The following is a 22,665-nucleotide window of genomic DNA, read 5'->3' on the forward strand; positions in this document are numbered from 1 at the left end:
TCCAGTTTCAGCCTAGAGTTCGTCAGGGAAAAACGGGCTCCGCTTTTCCCGAAAAGACAAACTCAAACAAAGGGGTGTAGTGTTTGTCCGCTTCAACGTGAAACGGACAGGCATTAAGGGCCGCGCGCGGTCCACACCCGACACCTTTCCCGCGGCGCGGCCCCTGGCCCGCGCCGCGTTTTCCTTATCAAGGCGCGTTCAGCCCTTGCCCTCGGGCAAGGCGGCCTCGACCAGGCCCACCCACCACGCCGCCCCCAGCCCCAAGACAGCGTCGTTGAAATCGAACGTGGGCTGGTGCAACGCCGGCGGATCCTCGCCCGCGCCCTGGCCCAGCCAGACGTAGGCGCCCGGACGGTGGGCCAGGAACGAACCGAAATCCTCGGCGGTCATCGAAGGCGCCAAGGTGCGCGCCACCTGGGCCGGCCCCACCACCTCCCCGGCCACCCGGGCGGCCAGGGCGGCCTCGGCGGGGGTATTGGCGGTCACCCGCGCCACCGACCGGAACGAGACCGACGCCGTGGCGCCAAACGCCGCCGCGCCCTGCTCGACCAGCCGCGCCAGGTCGCGGCGCAGGCGCTCGCGGGCCCCTTCGCTGAGGCAACGCATCGAGCCTTCCAGACGGGCGGTATCGGGAATCACGTTGAAGGCCTGCCCCGCCTCCACCCGGGTAATCGACACCACCGCGCTTTCAAAAGGATCGGTCCCCCGGCTGATCAGGCTTTGCGTGGCCGTGATCAGGTGGCCGGCGACCAGGACCGGATCAACGGCGCGCTGGGGCTGGGCGGCATGGGCACCCCGGCCCTGGATGGTCACCGTGAAGGCATCGCAGGCCGCCATCACGGGGCCGTCGTGCACGGCAAAGGCACCGGCGGGCAGGTCGGGCCAGGTGTGGAGGGAAAACACCCGCTCCATGGGAAAGCGCTCGAACAGGCCATCGGCAATCATCGCGTCGGCGCCGCCGGCCCCTTCCTCGGCGGGCTGGAACACGCACTGGACGGTGCCGGCGAAGGCACGGGTGCGCGCCAGGTGGCAGGCCGCGCCCAGCAGCATGGCCACGTGGCCATCGTGCCCGCACGCATGCATGACCCCGGGCTGGCACGACGCATGGGGGCGCGAGGCGGCTTCCCGCACCGCCAGGGCGTCCATGTCGGCGCGCAGGCCCAGGCTCGCCCCGCCGGCTTCCCGGCCGTGCACGGTGGCCACCACCCCGGTGCCGCCCACGCCCTGGGTGACGGCCAGCCCCGCCTCGCCCAGCACCCGGGCGACCAGGGCGGCGGTGGCGTGCTCCTGGTGGGCCAGCTCGGGGTGGGCATGCAAGGCGTGGCGCCAGTGGGTCATGGCCGCGTGCAGGGGCGCCAGTCGCGCGACAAGGGCCGACGGCGGGGCCGCCAGGAGCGGGGACGGCGTCATGGGCGGGTTCCGGAGCGGGAGGCTTCCAGGGCGGCGGCGAGATCGGCGTACAGGTCTTCCACCGCTTCCAGGCCGGTGGACAGGCGCAGCAGGTCGCCCGGCACCGGCGAGGTCGGGCCCTCGATGCTGGCCCGGTGCTCGATCAGGCTTTCCACTCCCCCCAGCGAGGTGGCGCGCCGCCAGACCCGCACGGCCGCGGCGGTGGCCATGGCCGCGTCCTGCCCGCCCTTGACCCGGATCGACAGCATGCCGCCAAAGCCGCCGCTCATCTGGCGCGCGGCCAGGGCGTGGCCGGGATCCTCGGGCAGGCCGGGATACAAGACGGCCTCGACCCGGGGATGGGCGGCCAGACGCCCGGCCAGTTCCAGGGCCGACTCGCATTGCCAGCGCACGCGCGCGAACAACGTCCGCAGGCCGCGCCCCAGCAACCAGGCCTCGAACGGCCCCAGCAAGGCGCCCCCCTGGCGGTGGACGGCGCGAATCGAGGCCCAAAGGGCATCGTCGGTGGCCGTGGTCACGCTGCCGGCCAGCACGTCGGCGTGACCGTTCAGGTACTTGGTCGCCGAGTGCATCACCAGGTCGGCGCCCAGGGCCAGGGGCCGGGTCAGCACCGGGGTCGCGGTGGTCGAATCGACGCAGCACGCCGCGCCGGCCTGGTGGGCCAGATCGGCCACGGCGGCGATATCGCTCACCGACCACAGGGGATTGGCGGGCGTTTCCAGCCACACCAGCCGGGTTTCGCCCGGGCGCAGGGCGGCCCGCACGGCGGCGAGATCGGTGGTTTCCACGCTCTCGACCCGCAGCAGCCCGCGCCGGCCGGCCTCCAGGATCCAGGCGCGCAGGCCCCAGTAGAACACGCGCGGAATGACCACGTGGCTGCCGGGCTCCAGGGCCTGGAAGACCGCCGTGGCCGCCGCCATGCCCGAGGCGAACAACAAGGTGTCGGCGCCCCCTTCCAGGGCGCTCAGCAGCCGCGCCGGCGGCTCCAGGGTCGGGTTGTCGGGCCGGCCATAGATCCGGCCGCGCCCATAGCCGCCGTCGGGGTCGCGCAGGTAGGTGGTGGCGGGGGCGATCGGCGGCACCAGGGCGCCCGAAACGGGCTCCTCGAAGCCCATCGCGCCGGCGGCCAGGGTTTCCGGACGCACGCCCGGCGGAAACGACGAAGGGGAAGACATGGCGAGGTTCCCGACAACCGTGGGATTGGATCAGTCGAGCGCCGATCATGCCCCCCTTCCCCGGCGAACGCCACCCGACACAAGCCCCCCCAACACCCTGGCCCCGGTCCCGGTCGTCCACACCATCAATCGGGTGAAGCCCTGGATGCCCTCGGAAGAGGGTTCCCCAACGCCGCGAGAGCGGCGCGCGGCTTGTGCCGCGTGAGCCAAGCGCACGGAGTGCGCGCCCGGCGCTTGAGGGCATCGAAAAAACGCCAGGGCAATCGGTTCACCCGACTGCCCTGGGTCGGGCACCCTGGCGTATCATGATCCATCATGATCCATCATGATATCGTTCTCCCCAGCGAAAAGGGGATGCGCGATGGAGACTTCAGACCGCGAAAAGTTTGCACCCCAAGTCGATGCCGACCTTCTGGCCTCGATGCGCGCCCTGGCGAAGTCCGAGGGGCGGCAGATCCAGGCCCTGGTGGACGAGGCTTTCTCCGACCTGTTGGAAAAGCGCCGACAGGCCCGCCCGCGTCCTCACGTCATGGCGGCCTACCAGGCCAGCCACGACACCTTTGCGTCCCTTTATAAAAAACTGGCGGAATGACCGACTCTCTGCCCCCCGCCTCTTCCGAAAAAACGCGAGAGTCCGTCGCTTCAGATGGAAGCGGACAGGCTCCGGATCCCTTTGCTTGAGTTTGTCTTTTCGGAAAAAGCGGTATCCACTTTCCCCTGACACACTCTATGGAACCCGTCGGGCCGGGACGTCGGTGGCCACGGGGAAGGTCACGATCACCCGCAGGCCGCCCCCGGGGGCGTCGTCAAGGGTGATGGTGCCGCCGTGCGCCTCGATCACCGCGCCGACCATGGTCAGGCCCAGGCCGTTGCCCGGCGTCGCGCGGGCTTCGTCCAGGCGGGCGAAGCGCTCGAACACCCGGGCGCGGTCGGCCGGGGGAATGCCGGGGCCCTGGTCGTCCAGCACCACCCGCACCATGCCCGCCCCCCCAGACCCCAGGGTCGCGGACCCCAGGGTCGCGGACCCCAGGGTCGCGGACCCAAGGGTCAGGCGCAGCAGGCCCCCGGCGGGCGAGTACTTGACGGCGTTGTCCAGAAGGTTGGCAAAGGCCTGGAACAGCAGGTCCCGATCGCCATCAACCCGGGCCGGTTCGGTGAAGGTGGTTTCCAAAACGATGTCGCGTTCCGCCGCCACCGCCTCGTACAACTCGGCGACATCGCCCAGCAAGGGGGCCAGATCCAGGGGCTCGAACGCCACCCGGCGCCCGCCGCTTTCAACCTGGGCAATGCGCAGCAGGGCGTGGAAGGTGGCCAGCAGGCCATCCACCTCTGCCAGGGCGGCGCTCAACCCGTCGCGCGTGTCTTCCTCGTCCAGCGGGCCGTCGCGCAGGCCCTCCAGGCGGTTGCGCAACCGGGCCAGGGGGGTGCGCAGGTCGTGGGCGATGGTGTCGGACACATGGCGCACCCCCGCCATCAAGGTTTCAATGCGGGCCAGCATGGCGTTGAGGTTGGCGGCCAGTTGGTCGAAATCGTCGCCATCGCGCCCACGCCCCTCGGGCACCCGGCGCGACAGGTCGCCGGCCATGATCTCGCGACTCGTGCGGTTGACCGCCTCCAGCCGCCGCGCGACCCGGCGGCTCATGACCACCCCTCCCGCCAGGCCCAGGATCACCATCACCAGAAGACCGCCGCGCATCACCCGCCCGATGCGCGCGCGCAGCAGGGCCACGGGCTCCAGATCGCGCCCGACCACCAGCAGGAAATCACCCGGCAGGGTCAGCGCCACCAGACGGGTGGCCGTGGCCAGGGCTGGCGGTGGCCCGAAAGGCCGGTGATGCCAGAACGGCAGCGTGTTGCCGAACGGCCCGAACGGCCCGAACCATCCGCGATCGTCGGGCGGTGGCGGGTGATCCTCGGGGCGTGCCTCCCAATCCCCGCCGCGTCCCGGCCCGCCGCCCCAGCCTCGCGGGGGAGGACCGGCCCCCTCGGGCCCCGGCCCCCAATCGCGCATCCTCCTGTCCTCGGGCGGCCCGCCGTCGTCCGGAGGTCCCGCCGGAGGGAAACGGGCCGGCCCCCGCGCGTCGTCCTCCTCCCCGCCGCGCGGCGCCAGGGCCGAACGACGCGACCGCCACGGCGCCAGGGTCTCGGTGCCCGGCACCACCTGCAAGGCATCGCGCGCCACCGTGGCCCAGCCAACCGCCGGCAGGCCCTCGGGCCAGGCGGCCAGGTTGCCGGCCAGGGGCGCGCGGTCGGGCCCGGCCAGCAAGAACACCGAGCGCGCCTCGCCCGCCAGCCGGGCCCGACGCACCACCAGACTGGCCAGGGCATGGGGACCCCGGACCCGCGCCGCCGTCATCAGCAGCGAAACGTCTTCCTCGATCGCCTGATCGACCTGGGTCAGCAGGAATTGCGAGGTGGCAAGGTACACGCCCCCCATCAGCAGGGCCGAGGCGCCGCCAAACAGGATCACGAACGACAGGGCGATGCGCAGCGCCGTGCTGCGGGGCAGCAAGCGCCAGCGCCCCCGCGCCGGCCTAGGCGTCGCTGGTGAGAAGGACATAGCCCGCCCCGCGCACGGTTTCCAGGAACGGGCGCTCGAAGCCCTCGTCGAGCTTGCGGCGCAGGCGGCTGATGTGCACGTCCACCACGTTGGTCTGGGGGTCGAAGTGATAATCCCACACGTTTTCCAGCAGCATGGTCCGCGTGACCACCTGCCCCGCGTGGCGCATCAGGTATTCCAGCAGGCGGAATTCGCGCGGTTGCAGGTCGATGGCCTTGCCCGCCCGCGTCACCCGCCGCGCCAGCAGGTCCATTTCCAGATCGCCCGCGCGCAGGCGCGTGGGTTCCGCCTCGCCGGGCTGGGCGCGCCGCGCCAGCGCGTCCAGGCGCGCCAGCAGTTCCGAAAAGGCAAAGGGTTTGACCAGGTAATCGTCGCCCCCGGCGCGCAGGCCCTTGACCCGGTCATCGACCTCGCCCAGCGCCGACAAGATCAGCACCGGCACCGTGTTGCCCGAGGCGCGCAAGGTGCGCACGATGGTCAGGCCATCCACGCCCGGCAGCATGCGATCGACCACCAGCAGTTCATAGGGCTCGGACGCGGCCATGAACAGGCCATCGCGGCCGTTGTCCTGGCCATCGACGACATGCCCCGCCTCGCGCAGCCCCTTGAGCAGATGGGCGGAGACCTCGGGATCGTCCTCGATCACCAGAATACGCATGGCCGGCCTCCCTTGCCTTTCAGGTTTCCTGGGATGGAACGGGAAAAAGGAAGGGCCCGGCCCCCTGGACCCCGCCCCTCCTTTTCCCGATCCTTCCGGGGAGGCGAAGCCTCCCGGTCTGTTGTCTTCCGGGGAGGCGGAGCCTCCCGGTCTGTTGCCTTCCGGGGAGGCGAAGCCTCCCCGGTGTACCCCGTCTTACTGTACCGGCTTGTCAGTCGGTCTCAAGCCCGGGGATCAGTCAGCGGCGGGCGGCGGCCCCATGCGGGTCGGGGTCATCGAACGGCTGTCGAGCACCGTCCCGGCGGTGGGATCAACGAAGACCAGGGTAAAGGCCACCGGCTCGGGGCCGGCCAGGCCAACCACCCACGCCTTGTCATCGCCGCGCTGGGCGCCCTTCACCATCACGGGCTTGCCCTGCTTGACCGCCTTGGTGGCCACGGCCACGGCCTCGGCCGCATCCACCTTGACACCGGTCATGTCGGCGGGCGGACCGAACGGGCCTCCGCGCTGCCCGCGCATCGAACGCGGGCTCATGGCGTTATCAAAAGGCCGGCCCGGGGTGGCCAGCACGCCGGTCGCGGTGCCCGCCACCGTCGCCTTGCCGCTCACGGCATCGACCGTGACCATGGTCCGGTTGCCGGGTTCTCGCAACGTCACCACGTAGGTGGGCGCCAGGGCGGGACGGGCGAAGCTGTTGGTGTCGCCCTGGGCGGCCTGCGGCGCGTAGGGCATCAGGCGGGCGTTGCCGATGGCGCCCGGGGCGGCGGCATGCGCCGCTTCCAGGGCCCGGACCAGATCGATCTTGGTGGCGTTGAGCGCCTCGCTCATGGCGGCGGGATCGCCGCCGGGGCCGAAGCCCGGGCCCCCGGCGAAGCCCCCGGGTCCACCGGCGGGTCCGCCGGCACAGCCGCCACCCCAGGCAAACGCGGCGGCGGGAAGGGAAACCGCAAGGGCGGTGAGGGACGAGAGGATCAGGGAACGGCGTTTCATGGCGGATCTCCTTCATGTCCGGCGCTGTCGATAAAAGGGATCATGCGCCGGCACGACCATCCGCACGGTGGACGCCGCCTTAAACCTTTGTCATGTACGAAGCCCCTCGCCCGTCCTCGCGGGCCTTCAGCCAACCCGGCTCAGATCGGCCACGAAACGCCCGAACACCCGGCGCACGGCCTGGCCCATGGCCCTCACCGCCGCCTCGACCGACGGATCATCCAGGGGCTGGGTTTCGGTGTACGTCCCGACCAGACGCACGGTATCGGTGGCGGGATCGAACAGGCTCAGTTCCAGGCTGACCGTGATGCCGGGGGCGCTGGGCGCCACGTAATGCTCGAAGCGCAACAGGTGGGTGTTCAGCACCAGGGCGCCGCCGGCGGCCGCGTCGGCCGATCCGCCGACCACGTTGGAAAACGGGCCTTCGGTGAGCAGAAACGCCACCAGATCACGTTGCAGGCGCCGGGGCAGGGCTTCGTCCCATTGGTCCAGGGGATGGGCCAGGGTCGTGATGCGATCGCCGGAATAGAGGATGGCGCGGCCTTGCAAGGCGCCCTCGGCGGCCACCGGCGTCACGATCACCGCCCGGGGGTCACTCCCCACCGCCCGGTCCCCCGACAGCGGAGGCGGCATGAGCGGACGAACGTCCAGGTGATGAAGGGTCAGGCGGGGTTCGGTGGAACCCTGGGGCGTCGTGGTGGCACAGGCGGCAAGGCCAAGGCAAACGGCCGCCACGAGGGCAAGGCGGATCAAGGGCATGGGGTCTCTCCCGGCGTGGAGGGGGAACAGCGGAGGGGCGTTGCCCCCCGCCTTCGGGTGTCGCACACCCTCCGCCCGCCGTCGAGCCCCCAAGGTCCCGGGTCCAGGGCGATCGGGTGAGGTCCTGGACGTCCTTGAAAAAGGGTTCCTCAACGCCGCGAGCGCGGCGCGCGGCCCCTGTCGCGAGAACCAGGCACGCAAAGTGCGTGCCCGCCGCTTGAGGATACCGTGAAAACGCCGGGGCAATCGGTTCACCCGATTGCCCCGGCCCCGGCTCCGAACGATCAGGCCCCCAGGCTGGGGTCGCGCCCCTGGCCGATGAGGTGCAGGAACTCGCGGCGGGTATCCGAGTCCTGGCGGAACGCCCCCAGCATGCGGCTGGTGACCATGGTCACGCCCGGCTTGCGCACGCCCCGGGTGGTCATGCACTGGTGCGCGGCCTCGATGACCACGGCCACGCCCTTGGGCTCCAGGACATCGTTAATGGCGTTGGCGATCTGGGCCGTCATCTTTTCTTGGATCTGCAAACGTTTCGCGTAAGCCTCGGCCACGCGGGCCAGCTTGGAAATGCCCACCACCCGGCGGTTGGGCAGATAGGCGATATGGGCCTTGCCAAGGATCGGCACCATGTGGTGCTCGCAATGGCTTTCCAGCCGGATATCGCGCAGCAGGACCATTTCGTCGTACCCCTCGACCTCCTCGAAGGTGCGGCGAAGGATTTCCTCGGGATCGGCGCGGTAGCCCTCGAAGAACTCTTCGTAGGCGCGCACGACGCGGGCCGGGGTATCAAACAGGCCCTCGCGATTGGGGTCGTCGCCGGCCCAGCGCAGCAAGGTGCGCACGGCCTCCTCGGCTTCCTCGCGGGACGGGCGATGAATGGGGTGGGTTGGCTTGGACAAGGATCCGCCCTTCAATGAATCGAATACCGCGGCGGGCTCTTCCCGGTGGGTCGTGGAGATACTCACGGGCAGGGGTTCCTTCTGGCGGTCGCGACGGCAGGCGACGGGAAAAGGCACGAAGCACTCTCCCCTTCCGGCGAAGCGAGGCACAAGACAAGGGGCGACCGGCCACCGCCCCGGGGCGGAAGGAAGGCAACCGGCCGGGGTGCCTTCTCCTTTAGCTTAGGTGGCGCCCGGCGCCATCGATCGCAAGAGGTGTTCTGGCGAACCGGCGCGAAGCCTTTCACGCGCCGGTTCGCGAGGTCGCCCCCCCCGGAAGGACACAGAGCGTCTTGATCCACGAAAAAAGACCGCCGGTGGGGGGAACCGGCGGTCTCTCGTCAGGTGCAGGGGTTCAAGATGGCGTGAACCAAAGCCTTGGCGCGGCGCTTAGTGGTGGATGTCGCGCCAGATGTACTTCTTCAGACCATAGAGGAAGGTGGTCAGAATACCGAGGTACAGGAGCGTCAGCAGACCCATGGTCTTGCGGGACTCCAGTTCCGGCTCGGCGGCCCAGTTCAGGAACGACACCACGTCGTGGGCCATCTGATCCACCGACGGCGACTTGCCATCGGGGTAGGTCACGATGCCTTCGTGCAGCTGGGGCGGCATCGAAATGGCATACCCCGGGAAGTAGTCGTTGAAGTACTTGGTCTCGGGGAAGACAGGCTCTTCCCCGGCGTGCTCGCGCTCCTTCAGCCACCACGCGGCCGGTTCACCCGGCGCGTCGGAGGCAAAGCCGTGGAGCAGGTTGTACACGTAGTCCGGACCTTGCTTGCGCGCCTTGGTCATCAGCGACAGATCCGGCGGCACCGCCCCGCCATTGACCATGGCGGCGATCTTGTCGTTGGCGAACGGGGCCACGAAGCGGTCGGCCGGGGTCGCGGGACGGGTGAACATTTCCCCGTCGTCGTTGGGGCCGTCCTGGACCTCGTAGTTGCCGGCGATCTCCTTCACCTCGTCTTCCGAGTATCCGATCTTCATCAGATCCCGGTAGTACAGGTGCTTGAGCGGGTGGCAGGTCACGCAAACCTGGCGGTAGACCTCGAAGCCGTGGCGCAGGTCCTTGTGATTGTACCCGCCAAAAATGCCGGTCCAACCCCAGCTTTGCTTGTGGAGCGCGGGCCCGGTGCCTTCCGAAGCCAGGGCCGGCCCGACCAGGGCCGTGGCCAGACCGGCGGCCACCAGGGTGCGCTTGACGATCGTCATCATGTCTCGTCGACTCCTCGTGTCTCGTCGTCAGGCCTGGGAGGTGACCGGGGCGGAGATGCTCTCGGGCAGCGGATCGGGCTTTTCGAACCAACCCAGCGCCGGCAAGATCACCAGGAAGTGGGCGAAGTAGTACACGGTCGCGAACTGAATCATGGTGATGTAAGGCTCGGCGGCGGGCATCGCCCCCAGATAGCCCAGGAACAGGCAGTCAGCCACGAACGCCCAGAAGAACCACTTGTACATCGGCCGGAAGGTGGCCGAACGGACCTTCGAGGTATCAAGCCAGGGCAGGACGAACAGGATCAAGATCGCCGACAGCATGGCCAGCACACCGCCCAGCTTGTCGGGCACGGCGCGCAAGATCGCGTAGAACGGCAGGAAGTACCATTCGGGCACGATGTGCGGGGGCGTCACCATCGGGTTGGCCGGAATGTAGTTGTCGGCCTCGCCGAAGAAGTTCGGGGCAAAGAAGATGAAGTAGGCGTAGAACAGCAAGAGCACGCCCAGGCTGAACAGATCCTTGACCGTGTAGTACGGGTGGAACGGAATGTAGTCGTTCGGACCCTTGCAGTCGATGCCCAGCGGGTTGTTGGACTTCTTCGTGTGCAGCGCCCACAGGTGCAGCATGACCATGGCCACGATCAGCATCGGCAGCAGGTAATGCAGCGAGAAGAAGCGGTTCAGGGTCGGGTTGTCGACCGTGAAGCCACCCCACAGCCAGCGCACCAGATCCCCGCCCACGAGCGGAACCGCCGACACCAGGTTGGTGATCACGGTGGCGCCCCAGAAGGACATCTGACCCCACGGCAGGACGTAGCCCATGAAGGCGGTCATGATCATCAAGAACAGAATGATCACGCCCATCCACCAAAGGACTTCGCGCGGTGCCTTGTAGGAACCGAAGTACAGGCCACGGAATAGGTGGATGTACGTCAGCATGAAGAATACCGACGCGCCGTTCATATGCGCGTAGCGCAGAAGCCAGCCATAGTTCACGTCGCGCATGATTCGCTCGACGGAATCAAAGGCGTGGTCAACGTGCGGAACATAATACATGGCCAGGAAAACACCGGTGGCGATCATGATCACCAGCACGATGCCGGCCAGGGAGCCAAAGCTCCACCAGTAATTCAGATTGCGCGGAGCCGGGTAAACCACCAGCTCCTTATGCATCAAGGTGACGATCGGCAGACGCTCGTCGAACCAGCGTACAAACTTGTTATTCCAGGTCGGAGGGGTATACGTCGACATCGTCTGGCGGCTCCTAACCGATCAGGATGGTGGTGTCGTCCACGAACTTGTAGGGCGGCACCGCCAGGTTGAGGGGTGCGGGGCCCTTGCGGATCCGGCCAGCCGTGTCGTAGTGCGACCCGTGGCACGGGCAGAACCAGCCGGAATAGTCGCCGCGCGGCTCGCCCGGCTTCTGTCCCAGGGGGATGCAGCCCAGGTGCGTACAGATCCCGACGACGATCAACCAGGGTTCTTGCTGAACGCGGGCGTCATCGGCCTGCGGATCGCGCAGGGACTTGACGTCCGTTTCCTTCGCCAGCTCGATTTCCCGATCCGTGCGGTGACGCACGAACACGGGCTTGCCCTGCCACTTGACGGTGATCGACTGCCCCTCCTGGATCGGGGACAGGTCAACCTCGGTCGTGGCCAGCGCCAGGGTATCGGCGGCCGGGTTCATCGAATCGATGAACGGCCACGCCGTCAGGGCGACCCCGGCAACGCCCAGGGCGGTGCTTCCGTAGATCAGGAAATCCCGTCGGGGGACCTCCTTGCCCAGAATCGAAATATTGTCTTCGGCTTCAGCCATCCTGAATAGTCCTCTCTCGGTTGCCTTACAGCGTCGTGGACGGTGTCGATCCGATCCAGCCCGCGGACGGGAGATGCCAGAGCATCCGTCATCAAGGCCCCGACGTCACGGAAAACCCCTGGAGGTCCGGGGGCATTCCCAAAACGATGCCGTCCGGGCCCGTCATGCCGACGGACAGGGAAGAGAGGCTGGAAATCCACTGAGAAACCGGGAAGAGCCTGCACTGCCCGCGATGTCGCGTCGTTCTAGACGATCCCCCCTGGGAACCGCTCGCCGGAACCGCCACATACAACCCCAGGCCTCTTATGGTCGAAGAGATTTTCCGGGATCGTGTCTGCCCCGCACACACACACGCCCCCACACACGGCGTGACGCGGCAGCGCTGAGCGGGGTATAAAACAAAACCCTACCCCTGAAAAGCCCAAACACGGCCGCGCGCAACATCCGTCAAAAGGATGAGCCGTTGCCCTCGAAAGGCGGAGAACCGAGGGTATCGAGGTATGACAGAAGCGCCTCTCTGTCAGGAATGCATGCCATCTCAAGCCAGTAGCGGCGCACGACCGCCAGGGTCCGGCCCACCGCCGGCCCGGACAACCCCCGGGCCAGCACGTCTTCTCCCCTTACCGGAAAGGGCGGAGGGTCCCAGGCCAGCACCATTTCCAGCAAGGCACGCCAGCTTTCGGTGCGCGCGGCATGGGGAAAGGTGCCGTTTGCCCGCTCGGCCGCCCAGCGCAGCAAGATCCGGTCGCGGATCGTCTCGCGCCCGTGCACGTCGAGAACCTGGCGCACCCGCGCCGCCTCCCATCCGGGATCGGGCCACGGCGCCGGGTCGGGGGCCATGAGGCGTCCCAGCCGGGTGGAGTCGGCGCGCGACAGGCTCAGGCTCGCCGCCGCCCGCGCTCCCTCGCCCGGATCGGGCCCCCGCGCCGCCCCCAGCACCGAGGCCAGCCGGCGCACGGGATCGGGCCCCAGGCCGGGCAGAACCAGCCCCCGGGTTTCCAGCATGACCAGGGCGCGCAGGGGGGAAAGGTCCTCGGCCCCGGGCACCACCCGCTCCAGCACCCGGGCGCCGCGCATCAGGGCCAGCACTCCGGCCGGATCGGGCGCCGCCAGGATGCGCACGATCTCGGCGCGCACCCGTTCGCGCGCCAGGCCGTCAAGACCGGAGGCCAGCGCCCCGCACGCCGACAGGGCATCGTCATCGGCCGGAGGCCGGCCATACCAGGCATGAAACCGGAAAAAACGCAGGATTCGCAAAAAATCCTCGCGAATCCGGTCCATCGGCCGCCCGACGAAGCGCACCCGCCCGTCGGCAAGGTCGCTCATGCCGTCGAAGTAGTCGTACACCCGCCCCTGGGGGTCGGCCGACAAGGCGTTGATGGTGAAATCCCGCCGGCTTGCGTCCTCGCGAAAGCTGGTGGTGAACGCCACCTCGGCATGGCGGCCGTCACAGGCCACATCGCGGCGCAAGGTGGTGATCTCGAACAATCGATCGTCGGCCCGGGTGCTGATCGTGCCATGGGCCAGTCCCGTGGGATACACCGCGAGCCCGTGGCGCTCCAGCAAGGCCATCACCCGGTCCGGGGGCTCCGTGGTGGCCAGATCGATCTCGGCGGCGTCCTGGAAGCGGTGGATCAGGCTGTCGCGCACCGCGCCCCCCACGAACCGCGCCGCGCCCCCCTCGGATTCCAGGGCGGCGACCACCGCCTGGGTTCCGGGCGCCGTCAGCCAGGGCTCGGGGCCGAGCTGGCCAACCGGCACGCGCTCGTCCCCGCGCCCTGTCATGGGCGTGGTTCCACCGGCCACGCGTTGAGGTCCACGTCCGAGGCGCGCGGCGGGGTGTAGGGCACCCCAGGCGCCAGGCCCCGGTCGGTTTCCCCCCAGTAGATCAGACCGGCGGCAAGGATCATCAAGGCAAGGCCGGCCGCGACCAGGGCGAGCACCGGCACCTTCACCGGCCCGTCCTCCGGCAGGCCGCGGCGACGCCGCCACGCGCGCGCGCCATGAACCCACGCCAGCCACGCCACGCTTGGCAAGATCACGGGGAGCAGCAGCGACAACACGGCCCTAATCATGGCAAAAGGATCCCCCCGGAAGCGGCGTTTTCCGGCGCCACCTCGCACAAATTGACCAAAATGGCGGCGGTCGCCCCCCAGATCCGATGGTCTCCGTAGGGCAACACATGGGTCGCCCGCCGCACCCCCCCGCGCACGCCGGTTTCCTGGCCATGGTTGGCCGGATCAAGCACGTGGGCCAGGGGAACCTCGAACACGATATCCACCTCGTGGGGGTCGGGCGTCGGCACGACGGGGGGAACAACCACCCCGACCACGGGCGTAACCAGAAAGCCGGTGATGGTCACATAATCATCGAGCCGCCCCAGGATGTCCACCCGCGCCCCGTCCAGGCCGATTTCCTCGTGGGCTTCGCGCAAGGCGGTGGCCTCGGCCGAGGCATCGAACGGTTCGGCCCGCCCGCCCGGAAAGGCGATCTGGCCCGCGTGGTGGGCCAGGTGCGCGGTACGCCGGGTCAAGATCACGCTGGGCTGCCCCGGATGATCGACCAGGGCGACCAGCACGGAGGCCGGACGCAGGGGACCGGGGCGGACGTCCAGCCCGCCGCGCCCGCCCAGGCGCGCCGAAACCAGGGCATCGGAGCCCGGCCCCCGCCCCCGTCCGGCCGCCAGCGCGTCGCGCCAGGCCTGCCGGCACAAGACCGGGGCGGGGGGAGCCTGCGCGGCAAGGGCCGCCTCGCCGGGGTCAGTCATCCGGCGATCCAACCACCCGTCCCGCCTCGTCGTAGCAGCCCAGCCGAAAAAACGTTCCCCGGCTCCACACCCCGCAACAGGTCGTGGAGCCCTGGCACCGCTCGATGGCCCGCGCCGCCAGGTGGTAGTAAACGGACCGGGTCAGCCGGGCTTCAAGGCCCGGACGCACGGTCACGTAGGGGCGGGGTTCGCCGGTTTCGGGATCGTGGGCGATCCGCAAGGGGTGCTGGGCATCGATCGTGACGATCTCGTCCACGTTGGTGCGCACGCTCAGCACCTGTTCCTCCCCGCAGCCGCCATCATGAAACAGCTCGACCGCCAGGAAAGGCACGTCGTCAACCTGGATGCGCGCCTGCTCCATCGGCGTCACCAGCCAGTAAGACCCGTCCGTGCCCCGTACCAGGGTGGAGGCGAACAGGCAGACCATCTCCTTGCGCCGGATCGGCGAACCCCGGTACAGCCATTGACCAAAGGCATCGATCCGCAAGGGAATATCTCCACAGTCACGCAAGGGACGCATGCCCGGCACGGGCATCGTCGGGGTGTCGATTGCATCCGGAGCCCTGGCGCCAAACGGCCCCGGGAACGGAATTGGAAATTCTCGGGGGGTGCGCTCGGGCGGAGCTGGACGTACATTAAGTGTCGTCAAGTTCACCGGGTCCTCGGGCCCAAGGTTCTCAGTGCGGAGGCCTACCGTGTCCATTTTCAGCGCGTCCCCCGCCAGTGGCACTGTTTCGGATCTTCATGACGTAGAAAGACTGATGGCGCGAATCAAGGAGGTCCGGGCGTCGGTGGCCGAGGTGATCCACGGCCAGGACGAGGTGATCACCGAGGTTCTGGTCACCGTCCTGTCGGGGGGACACGCCTTGCTCATCGGCCTGCCCGGCCTGGCCAAGACCCGCCTGGCCCAAACCCTGGGCGTCGTCCTGGGGCTTGCCGACAAGCGCGTGCAGTTCACGCCCGACCTCATGCCCGCCGACATCCTGGGCTCCGAGGTGCTGGAGGAAACCACGGAAGGCCGGCGCGGATTCCGCTTCCTGCCCGGCCCCGTGTTCTGCCAGCTGCTGCTGGCCGACGAAATCAACCGCGCCAGTCCGCGCACCCAGTCCGCCCTGCTCCAGGCCATGCAGGAGCGCCAGGTCAGCGTGGCCGGCCTCGCCCACGACCTGCCCCGGCCCTTTCATGTCCTGGCCACCCAGAACCCGATCGAACAGGAAGGCACCTATCCGCTGCCCGAGGCGCAGCTGGACCGTTTCCTGACCCAGATCAACGTCGGCTACCCCGACGAGGCCGCCGAACGGCGCATGCTGGCCACCACCACCGGCCCCGAACCCGCCCAGGCCGCCCCGGTGATGACGGCCGCCGACCTGATCGAGGCCCAGGCCCTGGTCCGGCGCCTGCCGGTCGGCGAAAGCGTCATCGACGCCATTTTGACCCTGGTGCGGGCGGGGCGACCCGAGATGTCCCCCCTGCGCGAGGTGCGCGATCTGGTCGCCTGGGGCCCCGGCCCCCGGGCCAGCCAGTCGCTGGCGCTCGCGGTGCGCGCGCGCGCGCTGCTCGACGGGCGGCTGGCCCCCAGCCTGGACGATGTCGTGGCCCTGGCGCCGCCGGTCTTGCGTCACCGCATGGCCCTGACCTTTGGCGCCCGGGCCGATGGCGTCTTGCTGAGCCAGGTGATCGACCGCCTCGTCCGGCTGATCGCCTGAGCCCGGGAGATCCCGCCATGCCGCTTGCGTCGCGCCCGTTGGGGGCCACCTTGGAGCGGGCCGCCAGCCGCCCGCGCCTGGACCGGGCCGAGGCCATGGCGGCCCCGCTGCCCCCCTTGCTGGTGGCCGCCGAGCGCATCGCCGCCTCGGTCGCCCTGGGCACCCATGGCCGGCGCCGTCCCGGTCCGGGCGAGGACTTCTGGCAGTTTCGCCGTTACCAGCCTGGCGACGCGCCGTCGGCCATCGACTGGCGGCGCAGCGCGCGCGCCGATCCCGTGTTCGTGCGCGAACGCGAATGGGAAGCCGCCCAGGCCGTTTGGATCGCCTGCGACCGCAGCGCCTCGATGGCCTACGCCAGCGGTCGCGCCTTGCCCTGGAAATCCACCCGGGCCATGGAACTGGCCCTGGCCCTGGCCTCCTTGCTGGTGCGCGGCGGCGAACGCATCGCGCTCGCCGGCCAGGACACCTTGCCCGCGCAAGGGCGCGCCGCCGTGGTGCGCATGGCCCTGGCCTTTGGCCGCGACGGCCCCGAGCGGCCCGACGCCCGCCCGGGCGCCGCCTGGGAAGCCCCCGTCTCCCGGCACGGCCGCCTGGTCGTGTTCGGCGACTTCCTGGACCCGATCGAGGACGTGCGCGCCGGCCTGCGCCGCATGGCCAGCGCCGGAGTGGGCGGGCATCTGGTCCAGATCCTGGATCCGGCCGAGGAAACCTTGCCGTTCGACGGCCGGGTGCGCTTCGATGGCCTGGAAGGCGAACCGCCGGTGCTGGTCGATCGCGTGGAAGCCGTTCAGGTGCGCTATCGCCGGCGACTCGCCGCCCACCGGGAAGCCGTGGCCGCCCTGGCCCGGCGGGCCGGCTGGGGGTTCCTGGTCCACCATACCGACCAGCCCCCCCGCCTTGCCCTGCTGGCCTTGTACCGCGCCTTGTCGGAAACCCCGCCGCCCCGCGCTCCCGGGCCCTGGTAGGATCATCCCATGCCGGACCTCGTGCCCGTCTCCTTCGCCGCGCCGTGGGCGCTGGCCGCCCTTTTCGCCCTGCCCGCCTTGTGGTGGCTGGTGCGCCTCACGCCGCCCGCGCCCCGGCGCCTGGTGTTCCCGCCCGTGCGTTTGCTGCGCGGCTTGCACACCGACGAACGGGTTTCGGCGCGCACGCCCTGGTGGCTGCTGGTGCTGCGCGTGCTGGTGGCCTGCCTCGCGATCGTGGGCCTGGCCCGCCCGATGGCGACACCCGCCGGGGAGGAGGTGGCGGCCGGCCTGGCCGGGCACCCCTTGCTTCTCGTCCTGGACGATGGCTGGGCCAGCGCCGCCGACTGGCGCACCCGCGCCGAGGCCGCCCGGCGCCTGCTTGAGGACGCCGGCCACAAGGGCCAGCCCGTGGTCTTGCTGACCACCGCCGCCACCCCGCCCGACGCCCCGCCGCCCCCCCTGGCCGTGCGCCCGGCCGCCGCCGTGCTGGCCGAGATCCAGGCCCTGGAGCCCCGGCCCTGGCCCACCGACCGCGCGGGCGCCCTGAGCCGGCTGGAAGCCTGGGGGGAAACCAGCCCGGGCGTGGCCCGGATCGCCTGGATCCACGATGGCCTGGAGGACCCGGTGCTTCCCGGACGGGACGGCCCGCTCGCGCCGGCCGAGGCCCTGGCCGGAGCCCTGGCCCGGCTTGGCCCCCTGGACATCCTGGCCGCCGACCCGGCCCGCCCGGGAACCTGGCTCCTGGATCCTCCCCGGCGCGATGGCAGCGGCCTTGACCTCACCGTGCGCCGGCCGACCGGAACGGCCCCGGCCACCGTGTGGGTCCGCCTGCTCGACGGCGAGGGACGGGTCATGGCCCGGACCGAGGCCTCCTTCGCGCCCGGAGCCGGCCAGGCCACGGCGCGCCTGGACCCGCCGGCCGCCGACGAGGCCGGGAGCGTGCCGGAAAGCGCCCTGGGACGGCTGGATCTTTCCCTGGCCGGCGAGGCCCCCCTGGCCAGCGCCGGCGCCCGGATTCTGCTCACCGACGCCCTGACGCCGCGCGCCGTCGGCCTGATCCGCCGCGAGGGGGGCGCCAGGGGGGGAGGCGTGCCCCTGCTCGACCCCCTTTATTTCGTGGCCCAGGCCCTGGCCCCCCTGGCCGAGGTGCACGAGGGCCCGCTGGCCTCCCTGCTGGCCCGTCCGCTCGCGCTGCTGATTTTGCCCGACCTCGCCCCCCTGGCGCCCTCCGAGCAGGAGGCCCTGGAAACATGGGTTCGCCAGGGCGGCACCCTGGTGCGCTTCGCCAGCCCGCGCGCCGAGGCCGACGCCGATCCGCTGATCCCCGTGCGCCTGCTGGGCGGCGATCGCCAGCTGGGGGGGGCGCTCAGCTGGCGTCAGCCGGCGCATCTCGCGCCCTTTCCCGGGCACGGCCCTTTCGTCGGCCTGGAGGTGCCCCCCGACATCACCGTGTCGTCGCAGGTCCTGGCCCAGCCCGAGCCGGGGCTGGAGGCGCGCACCTGGGCCCTTCTCGACGACGGAACGCCCCTCATCACCGGCGCGGCGCACGGACGGGGCCGGCTTGTGCTGTTCCACGTGCCGCCCACCCCGGGCTGGTCCACGCTGCCGCTGTCGGTGCTGTTCGAGCATCTGCTTGACCGCCTGGTGGCCCTCGCCCGGCACCCGGAGGCCGAGGCCACGCCGCCGACCGGCCCCTTGCCCGCGTGGCGTCTGCTCGACGGCTTCGGACGCCTCGGTCCTCCGGGACCGGCCGCCCGGCCGCTGACCTTGCCGTCCGAGGCCCCGCCGGCGGCGGGGCCCGGCCTTGCCCCCGGGCTGTATGGCTCCGAGGCGCGGGCCCGGGCCGTCAACCTGGCGCCGGCCCAGCCCACCTTGGTTCCCGTGGCCCGCTGGCCGGCCGGGATCGCGCCCCACCCCCTGGTGTCCCCGGCCCGCCCCCCGGACCTGATGGCGCCCCTTCTCGCCGCCGCGCTGGCGCTCGCGATCCTCGACCTTTTTCTTTCCCTGATCCTGCGCGGCCTGATCCCGTGGCCCCGGCGCGCGCGGCTGCGCGTGGTGCGAGGCCCCCGGCCGCCCGCGACCGCCTCGTGGCTCGGGCTGTGTCTTGGGGGGGGCCTGGTCCTCGCCGCCGGCTTTCCCGGCCTCGCGCGGGCGCAAGCGGCCGATCGCGACCTGGACGCCATCTTGCAGCCCCGCCTTGCCTACGTGGTGACCGGCGAGCGGAGCGTTGACGAGGTGAGCGCCGCCGGCCTCGCCGCCCTCACCGAGGTGGTGGGCCGGCGCACCGCCGCCACCTTGGGCCCTCCGCTGCCCGTTGACCTTGAGCGCGACGACCCGCTGCTTTTCCCGCTTTTATACTGGCCGCTGGAAGCACGCGCGCCGATGCCGTCCCCCGCCGCCCAGGAACGCCTGCGCCGCTACGCGCGCTCGGGCGGCCTCCTGGTCCTCGACAGCCACGAGGGCACCGACCCCACGGGCGTGATCGAAAGCCTCGACCTCGCGCCCGTCCACCCGCTGGATGGCGCCCACGTTCTCGCGCGGAGTTTCTATCTCCTGGATGCCTTTCCGGGCCGCGTCGCGGGACGGGCCCCCTGGATCGCGGAAGGAGGCGACAACGACGGCGTGGCCCCCGCCGTTGTCGGCGATGCCGATTGGGCCGGCGCATGGGCCTATGCGCCCGACCGGGGCTACCTGTTCGCCGTCAGCCCCGGCGGTCCGGCCCAGCGCGAGAAAGCCTTTCGTTTTGGCGTCAACCTGGTGATTTACGCCCTGACCGGAAACTACAAGGGCGACCAGGTTCACATGAAAACGATCCTGGAACGCATGAGACGCTAGACTGAAACTGGATCAACTTGAGTCAAGCTGGCCCGGTTTCAGTCTAATTCTATAAATTTCAGAGTGACTTCGAGGCCAGGTTGGGCCAAGAAATGGCCCAACCTGATCTCGGATTACTCTGGAGTCTGTCCGTTTCACGTTGAAGCGGACAGACTCCAGATCCCTTTGAGGCCCTCCCTTCCGTCGCGCCCGCGTCGACGCGAAGGGAAGGCAAACCGAAGGTCCCGGTCGCGACGCCCGCTCCCCACGGGCACCCCGTCAGAGGGGATACCCCACGAAATCGGCCAGGGTCTGATAGTTGATGGGCTTCGCGAAGAACGCCTCGCACGCCAGCCCCTGGCGCCGCGCCTCGTATTCAAGAAAGCCAAAAGCACTGAGCGCGATCACGCGCGGACGATAGCGCGGAATGCTGTTGATGTAATGCAGCGCCCGCCAGCCATCGAAGCCGGGCAAATCGATATCCAGAACAATGACGGGAGGACGATGGCGCTCGACCTCGGCAATGGTCCTGTCGCCGTCCTCGACACCGATGACCGTCCACCCCTCGTCAATCAGGCGATGGGACAGAATCTGGCGTTCGCTCACGTTATCCTCGGCATACAGAAGGACATTGGGAGCCGAGTCGCTGGAGTAGTTTTGCATTTTGCCGCACTTTCTGACAGAGGGTTGCAGATTGAGCGTCCCGAACCGGGGATTAGTTCCGCTTGCCTGTCAGAATGCAGCTGCCGTGCCATCGCCCGCCGCAGTGGCTCCCCGCCCCCCGCCAGCCCTCCCCCTGCCCACGATCCGCCTGGAACGCACTTTCCCGCGTCGATCCGCGCGGAAGTTTTCGGCCCTTTTCCAGATTTCCGTCCCGCCAGCAGAGCCGGCGACATACTATTTGATCAAAATGCGAAAGATTGTTTCGCGAATAAATACGCCGGTGGAAAATCCATGGGGACGGCGCTACATCATGATCCATGCCGTTCTCATCCGGCCTTGGTCGCGGAACTCTGATAAGGGAGGGATAATTCCGTGAAACTAAGCGATATGACGATAAACAGCAAAATATTCATTGCCATAATGGCAATCGCCGCCGTAACCATATCAGGAAGTTCATATGTAAGCATGAGGATGTCAAAAATTGACGATAAATTTGTTTCTATCATAGAAAAAAATGGGGGAGCCGCCCAAGATAACATTCGCTCCGGGCGGATACTCGCCGAATACGGACGAGATATTTATTCACTGATTCTTGAGCAAGACCCGAAGGAAAAGCAATCCCTGACGGAAAAACTTCAACGCAGCGTTCAAGACATCAAGGAGAAAGAACAGCAGATTACCCAAAACGTACCAGAAATGCGCGATGAAGTTCGGAGGTATTACGCGGAGGTTGATCAGGCCTTCTCGCGGTGCGCCCCCATCATCGCGGCCGCCGCCACGACCACCGATGCGGCGGCGATCCAGCGGATCGGGGCGCGGATGATCGACGAGTGCAAGCCGGGACTGGTGACCTCGCTCGATCACCTTGTTGATCTGAGCGAATCCTTGAAGGCGAACAAGACCCGGCGCAGCACCACCGCGTCGGATGAAACCAACACCGCCTCGGTCCTCACCTTGGTCATCACCCTGGTTGGCCTGCTGCTGGGGGTGGGGGTGATGGTGGTGATCGTGCGCGTGGGCATCACCAGCCCCCTGGCCCGACTGGGCGAGAGCATGCTGGCCCTGGCCCAGGGGAAGGAAAACGTGGCGGTGCCCGGGGTCGGGCGCAAGGACGAAATCGGCGCCATGGCGCGCACGGTCCAGGTGTTCAAGGAAAACCTGGACCGTGTTCACGCCCTGGAAAAGGAGCAGAAGGAAGCCCGGGCCCGGGCGGAAAGCGAGCGCAAGCGCGTGCTGGCCGAGATGGCCCGATCCTTCGAGCGCTCGGTGATGGGACTGGTCACCGGGGTGTCGTCGCAGGCTGGCACCATGGAGGACACCTCGAAAACCATGGCCGCCGGGGTCGACGCGGTTTCCGGGCAGATCGCCACCGTGGCCACCGCCGCCCAGCAGGCCACCGCCAACGTGGAAACGGTGGCGGCGGCGGCCGAGGAACTGTCGTCGTCGATCGCCGAAATCAGCCGGCAGGTCACCGCTTCCGCCCGGATTTCAACCACGGCCGCCGAGGAAACCAGCCGCACCAACGCCATGGTCGAGGGCCTGGCCCAAAGCGCCGACAAGATTGGCGAGGTTGTGCGCCTGATCACCGACATCGCCAGCCAGACCAACCTTCTGGCCTTGAACGCCACGATCGAGGCGGCGCGGGCCGGCGAGGCGGGCAAGGGGTTTGCCGTGGTCGCGGGCGAGGTCAAGTCGCTCGCCAACCAGACCGCGCGCGCGACCGACGAAATCGCAAGCCAGGTCACGGCCGTGCAAGACGCCACCCGCCAGGCGGTGGACGCCATCCGCACCATTGGCCAGGTGATCGAGCAGGTCCGCGAAATCGCCTCGGGCATTGCCTCGGCGGTCGAGGAACAAGGCGCCGCGACCCAGGAAATCGCCCGCAATGTTCAAGAAGCGGCGCGCGGCACGCAAGAGGTGTCGGCGAACATGTCCGGCGTCAAGGCCTCGGTGGACGAGGCCCGCACGGGCTGGGGAGCCATGCTGTCCGGCTCGGCCCGCCTTGCCTCCGACGCCCACACCCTGCGCGCCGAGGTCTCGCGCTTCCTCAAGGAACTGGCCTGACCCTCGCCAACGCCCCCCGCCACGCAAAATGGGCGGGGGGGAGGGATCGGGGCCGAACCAGAATGAACGAGGCCTGGAACCACCCTTTTTGCGTGCCCTCTCGCGGTTTCGCGCGGCGCCGGCGACGGGGCATCGCGCGACCACTGCGGAGAGGAAAGCCCCTGTGAG

Annotated in this window: 20 protein-coding genes; 5 read left to right on the plus strand and 15 right to left on the minus strand. The window is 69.2% G+C overall.

The window, feature by feature from the left end; genetic code table 11:
• Window positions 1-198: 198 nt before the first annotated feature.
• Both ROR02_RS10220 and ROR02_RS10225 read right to left on the minus strand, forming a co-directional pair.
• Entirely contained in the window at window positions 199-1,410 is a 1,212-nt protein-coding gene (locus tag ROR02_RS10220) for an amidohydrolase (protein ID WP_174823024.1), read from the minus strand.
• Window positions 1,407-2,585 carry a trans-sulfuration enzyme family protein gene (locus tag ROR02_RS10225; RefSeq protein ID WP_147163927.1) on the minus strand — a complete coding sequence of 393 codons (1,179 nt, stop codon included), beginning with the start codon at window positions 2,583-2,585 and terminating at the stop codon, window positions 1,407-1,409. Before ROR02_RS10225 ends, ROR02_RS10220 begins: the two co-directional genes overlap by 4 nt.
• A gap of 361 nt (window positions 2,586-2,946) precedes the next feature.
• Here ROR02_RS10225 and ROR02_RS10230 point away from each other — a divergent pair, with 361 nt between their 5' ends.
• Window positions 2,947-3,177 carry a hypothetical protein gene (locus ROR02_RS10230; protein ID WP_147163928.1) on the plus strand — a complete coding sequence of 77 codons (231 nt, stop codon included), beginning with the start codon at window positions 2,947-2,949 and terminating at the stop codon, window positions 3,175-3,177.
• 135 nt (window positions 3,178-3,312) lie between these two features.
• Here ROR02_RS10230 and ROR02_RS10235 read toward each other — a convergent pair whose 3' ends face one another.
• The 12 genes from ROR02_RS10235 to ROR02_RS10290 form a co-directional block, all read right to left on the minus strand.
• Window positions 3,313-5,097, minus strand: coding sequence for a sensor histidine kinase (locus ROR02_RS10235; RefSeq protein WP_246135498.1), 1,785 nt, complete (start codon window positions 5,095-5,097; stop codon window positions 3,313-3,315).
• A gap of 22 nt (window positions 5,098-5,119) precedes the next feature.
• Window positions 5,120-5,803, minus strand: coding sequence for a winged helix-turn-helix domain-containing protein (locus ROR02_RS10240; RefSeq protein WP_147163929.1), 684 nt, complete (start codon window positions 5,801-5,803; stop codon window positions 5,120-5,122).
• 234 nt (window positions 5,804-6,037) lie between these two features.
• The gene (locus ROR02_RS10245) at window positions 6,038-6,793 is read right to left on the minus strand and encodes a PepSY domain-containing protein (RefSeq protein ID WP_147163930.1); all 756 of its coding nucleotides are present in this window, start codon (window positions 6,791-6,793) and stop codon (window positions 6,038-6,040) included.
• A 126-nt stretch (window positions 6,794-6,919) separates the two neighbouring features.
• The gene (locus ROR02_RS10250) at window positions 6,920-7,552 is read right to left on the minus strand and encodes an ABC-type transport auxiliary lipoprotein family protein (protein ID WP_147163931.1); all 633 of its coding nucleotides are present in this window, start codon (window positions 7,550-7,552) and stop codon (window positions 6,920-6,922) included.
• A gap of 284 nt (window positions 7,553-7,836) precedes the next feature.
• Window positions 7,837-8,466 carry a GTP cyclohydrolase I FolE gene (gene folE, locus ROR02_RS10255; protein ID WP_147163950.1) on the minus strand — a complete coding sequence of 210 codons (630 nt, stop codon included), beginning with the start codon at window positions 8,464-8,466 and terminating at the stop codon, window positions 7,837-7,839.
• A gap of 414 nt (window positions 8,467-8,880) precedes the next feature.
• Window positions 8,881-9,702 carry a cytochrome c1 gene (locus tag ROR02_RS10260; RefSeq protein ID WP_147163932.1) on the minus strand — a complete coding sequence of 274 codons (822 nt, stop codon included), beginning with the start codon at window positions 9,700-9,702 and terminating at the stop codon, window positions 8,881-8,883.
• Between the two features lie 27 nt (window positions 9,703-9,729).
• On the minus strand, window positions 9,730-10,953 hold the full coding sequence (locus ROR02_RS10265; RefSeq protein ID WP_147163933.1) for a cytochrome b: 1,224 nt from the start codon (window positions 10,951-10,953) through the stop codon (window positions 9,730-9,732).
• A 13-nt stretch (window positions 10,954-10,966) separates the two neighbouring features.
• Window positions 10,967-11,518: a ubiquinol-cytochrome c reductase iron-sulfur subunit gene (gene petA, locus ROR02_RS10270; RefSeq protein ID WP_147163934.1), complete on the minus strand. Its 552-nt coding sequence runs from the start codon at window positions 11,516-11,518 to the stop codon at window positions 10,967-10,969.
• Window positions 11,519-11,965: 447 nt separating this feature from the next.
• Window positions 11,966-13,303, minus strand: a complete 1,338-nt coding sequence (locus ROR02_RS10275; protein WP_147163935.1) for a CCA tRNA nucleotidyltransferase — start codon at window positions 13,301-13,303, stop codon at window positions 11,966-11,968.
• Window positions 13,300-13,593, minus strand: coding sequence for a hypothetical protein (locus ROR02_RS10280; RefSeq protein WP_147163936.1), 294 nt, complete (start codon window positions 13,591-13,593; stop codon window positions 13,300-13,302). The genes ROR02_RS10275 and ROR02_RS10280 overlap by 4 nt, the downstream gene beginning before the upstream one ends.
• A complete protein-coding gene (locus ROR02_RS10285) occupies window positions 13,590-14,285 on the minus strand; it encodes a CoA pyrophosphatase (protein ID WP_147163937.1) in 696 nt (231 codons plus the stop codon). The genes ROR02_RS10280 and ROR02_RS10285 overlap by 4 nt, the downstream gene beginning before the upstream one ends.
• Window positions 14,278-14,820: a DUF1285 domain-containing protein gene (locus tag ROR02_RS10290; RefSeq protein ID WP_147163938.1), complete on the minus strand. Its 543-nt coding sequence runs from the start codon at window positions 14,818-14,820 to the stop codon at window positions 14,278-14,280. Before ROR02_RS10290 ends, ROR02_RS10285 begins: the two co-directional genes overlap by 8 nt.
• Before the next feature lie 226 nt (window positions 14,821-15,046).
• Here ROR02_RS10290 and ROR02_RS10295 point away from each other — a divergent pair, with 226 nt between their 5' ends.
• Genes ROR02_RS10295 through ROR02_RS17435 form a run of 3 tightly spaced genes read left to right on the plus strand, consistent with a single transcriptional unit; the run spans window position 15,047 to window position 19,791 of the window.
• Complete coding sequence (locus ROR02_RS10295) at window positions 15,047-15,991, plus strand: AAA family ATPase (protein ID WP_147163939.1); 945 nt, start codon at window positions 15,047-15,049, stop codon at window positions 15,989-15,991.
• A gap of 17 nt (window positions 15,992-16,008) precedes the next feature.
• The gene (locus ROR02_RS10300; RefSeq protein ID WP_147163940.1) at window positions 16,009-16,956 is read left to right on the plus strand and encodes a DUF58 domain-containing protein; all 948 of its coding nucleotides are present in this window, start codon (window positions 16,009-16,011) and stop codon (window positions 16,954-16,956) included.
• 9 nt (window positions 16,957-16,965) lie between these two features.
• Window positions 16,966-19,791, plus strand: coding sequence for a DUF4159 domain-containing protein (locus tag ROR02_RS17435; protein ID WP_147163941.1), 2,826 nt, complete (start codon window positions 16,966-16,968; stop codon window positions 19,789-19,791).
• 258 nt (window positions 19,792-20,049) lie between these two features.
• Here ROR02_RS17435 and ROR02_RS10310 read toward each other — a convergent pair whose 3' ends face one another.
• Complete coding sequence (locus ROR02_RS10310; protein ID WP_147163942.1) at window positions 20,050-20,433, minus strand: response regulator; 384 nt, start codon at window positions 20,431-20,433, stop codon at window positions 20,050-20,052.
• A 387-nt stretch (window positions 20,434-20,820) separates the two neighbouring features.
• Here ROR02_RS10310 and ROR02_RS10315 point away from each other — a divergent pair, with 387 nt between their 5' ends.
• A complete protein-coding gene (locus ROR02_RS10315; protein WP_281291024.1) occupies window positions 20,821-22,497 on the plus strand; it encodes a methyl-accepting chemotaxis protein in 1,677 nt (558 codons plus the stop codon).
• The last annotated feature ends 168 nt before the right edge of the window (window positions 22,498-22,665 follow it).

The organism is Pararhodospirillum oryzae (assembly GCF_007992075.1).
Classification (GTDB): Bacteria; Pseudomonadota; Alphaproteobacteria; order Rhodospirillales; family Rhodospirillaceae; genus Pararhodospirillum; species Pararhodospirillum oryzae.

What these genes read in the sequence shown, in the direction of transcription:
- ROR02_RS10220 (WP_174823024.1), bottom strand. Translation starts at nt 1,410, where the DNA reads ATGACGCCGTCCCCGCTCCTGGCGGCCCCGCCGTCGGCCCTTGTCGCG.
- ROR02_RS10225 (WP_147163927.1), bottom strand. Translation starts at nt 2,585, where the DNA reads ATGTCTTCCCCTTCGTCGTTTCCGCCGGGCGTGCGTCCGGAAACCCTG.
- ROR02_RS10230 (WP_147163928.1), top strand. Translation starts at nt 2,947, where the DNA reads ATGGAGACTTCAGACCGCGAAAAGTTTGCACCCCAAGTCGATGCCGAC.
- ROR02_RS10240 (WP_147163929.1), bottom strand. Translation starts at nt 5,803, where the DNA reads ATGCGTATTCTGGTGATCGAGGACGATCCCGAGGTCTCCGCCCATCTG.
- ROR02_RS10245 (WP_147163930.1), bottom strand. Translation starts at nt 6,793, where the DNA reads ATGAAACGCCGTTCCCTGATCCTCTCGTCCCTCACCGCCCTTGCGGTT.
- ROR02_RS10250 (WP_147163931.1), bottom strand. Translation starts at nt 7,552, where the DNA reads ATGCCCTTGATCCGCCTTGCCCTCGTGGCGGCCGTTTGCCTTGGCCTT.
- ROR02_RS10260 (WP_147163932.1), bottom strand. Translation starts at nt 9,702, where the DNA reads ATGATGACGATCGTCAAGCGCACCCTGGTGGCCGCCGGTCTGGCCACG.
- ROR02_RS10265 (WP_147163933.1), bottom strand. Translation starts at nt 10,953, where the DNA reads ATGTCGACGTATACCCCTCCGACCTGGAATAACAAGTTTGTACGCTGG.
- petA (WP_147163934.1), bottom strand. Translation starts at nt 11,518, where the DNA reads ATGGCTGAAGCCGAAGACAATATTTCGATTCTGGGCAAGGAGGTCCCC.
- ROR02_RS10275 (WP_147163935.1), bottom strand. Translation starts at nt 13,303, where the DNA reads ATGACAGGGCGCGGGGACGAGCGCGTGCCGGTTGGCCAGCTCGGCCCC.
- ROR02_RS10280 (WP_147163936.1), bottom strand. Translation starts at nt 13,593, where the DNA reads ATGATTAGGGCCGTGTTGTCGCTGCTGCTCCCCGTGATCTTGCCAAGC.
- ROR02_RS10285 (WP_147163937.1), bottom strand. Translation starts at nt 14,285, where the DNA reads ATGACTGACCCCGGCGAGGCGGCCCTTGCCGCGCAGGCTCCCCCCGCC.
- ROR02_RS10290 (WP_147163938.1), bottom strand. Translation starts at nt 14,820, where the DNA reads ATGCCCGTGCCGGGCATGCGTCCCTTGCGTGACTGTGGAGATATTCCC.
- ROR02_RS10295 (WP_147163939.1), top strand. Translation starts at nt 15,047, where the DNA reads ATGGCGCGAATCAAGGAGGTCCGGGCGTCGGTGGCCGAGGTGATCCAC.
- ROR02_RS10300 (WP_147163940.1), top strand. Translation starts at nt 16,009, where the DNA reads ATGCCGCTTGCGTCGCGCCCGTTGGGGGCCACCTTGGAGCGGGCCGCC.
- ROR02_RS17435 (WP_147163941.1), top strand. Translation starts at nt 16,966, where the DNA reads ATGCCGGACCTCGTGCCCGTCTCCTTCGCCGCGCCGTGGGCGCTGGCC.
- ROR02_RS10310 (WP_147163942.1), bottom strand. Translation starts at nt 20,433, where the DNA reads ATGCAAAACTACTCCAGCGACTCGGCTCCCAATGTCCTTCTGTATGCC.
- ROR02_RS10315 (WP_281291024.1), top strand. Translation starts at nt 20,821, where the DNA reads ATGACGATAAACAGCAAAATATTCATTGCCATAATGGCAATCGCCGCC.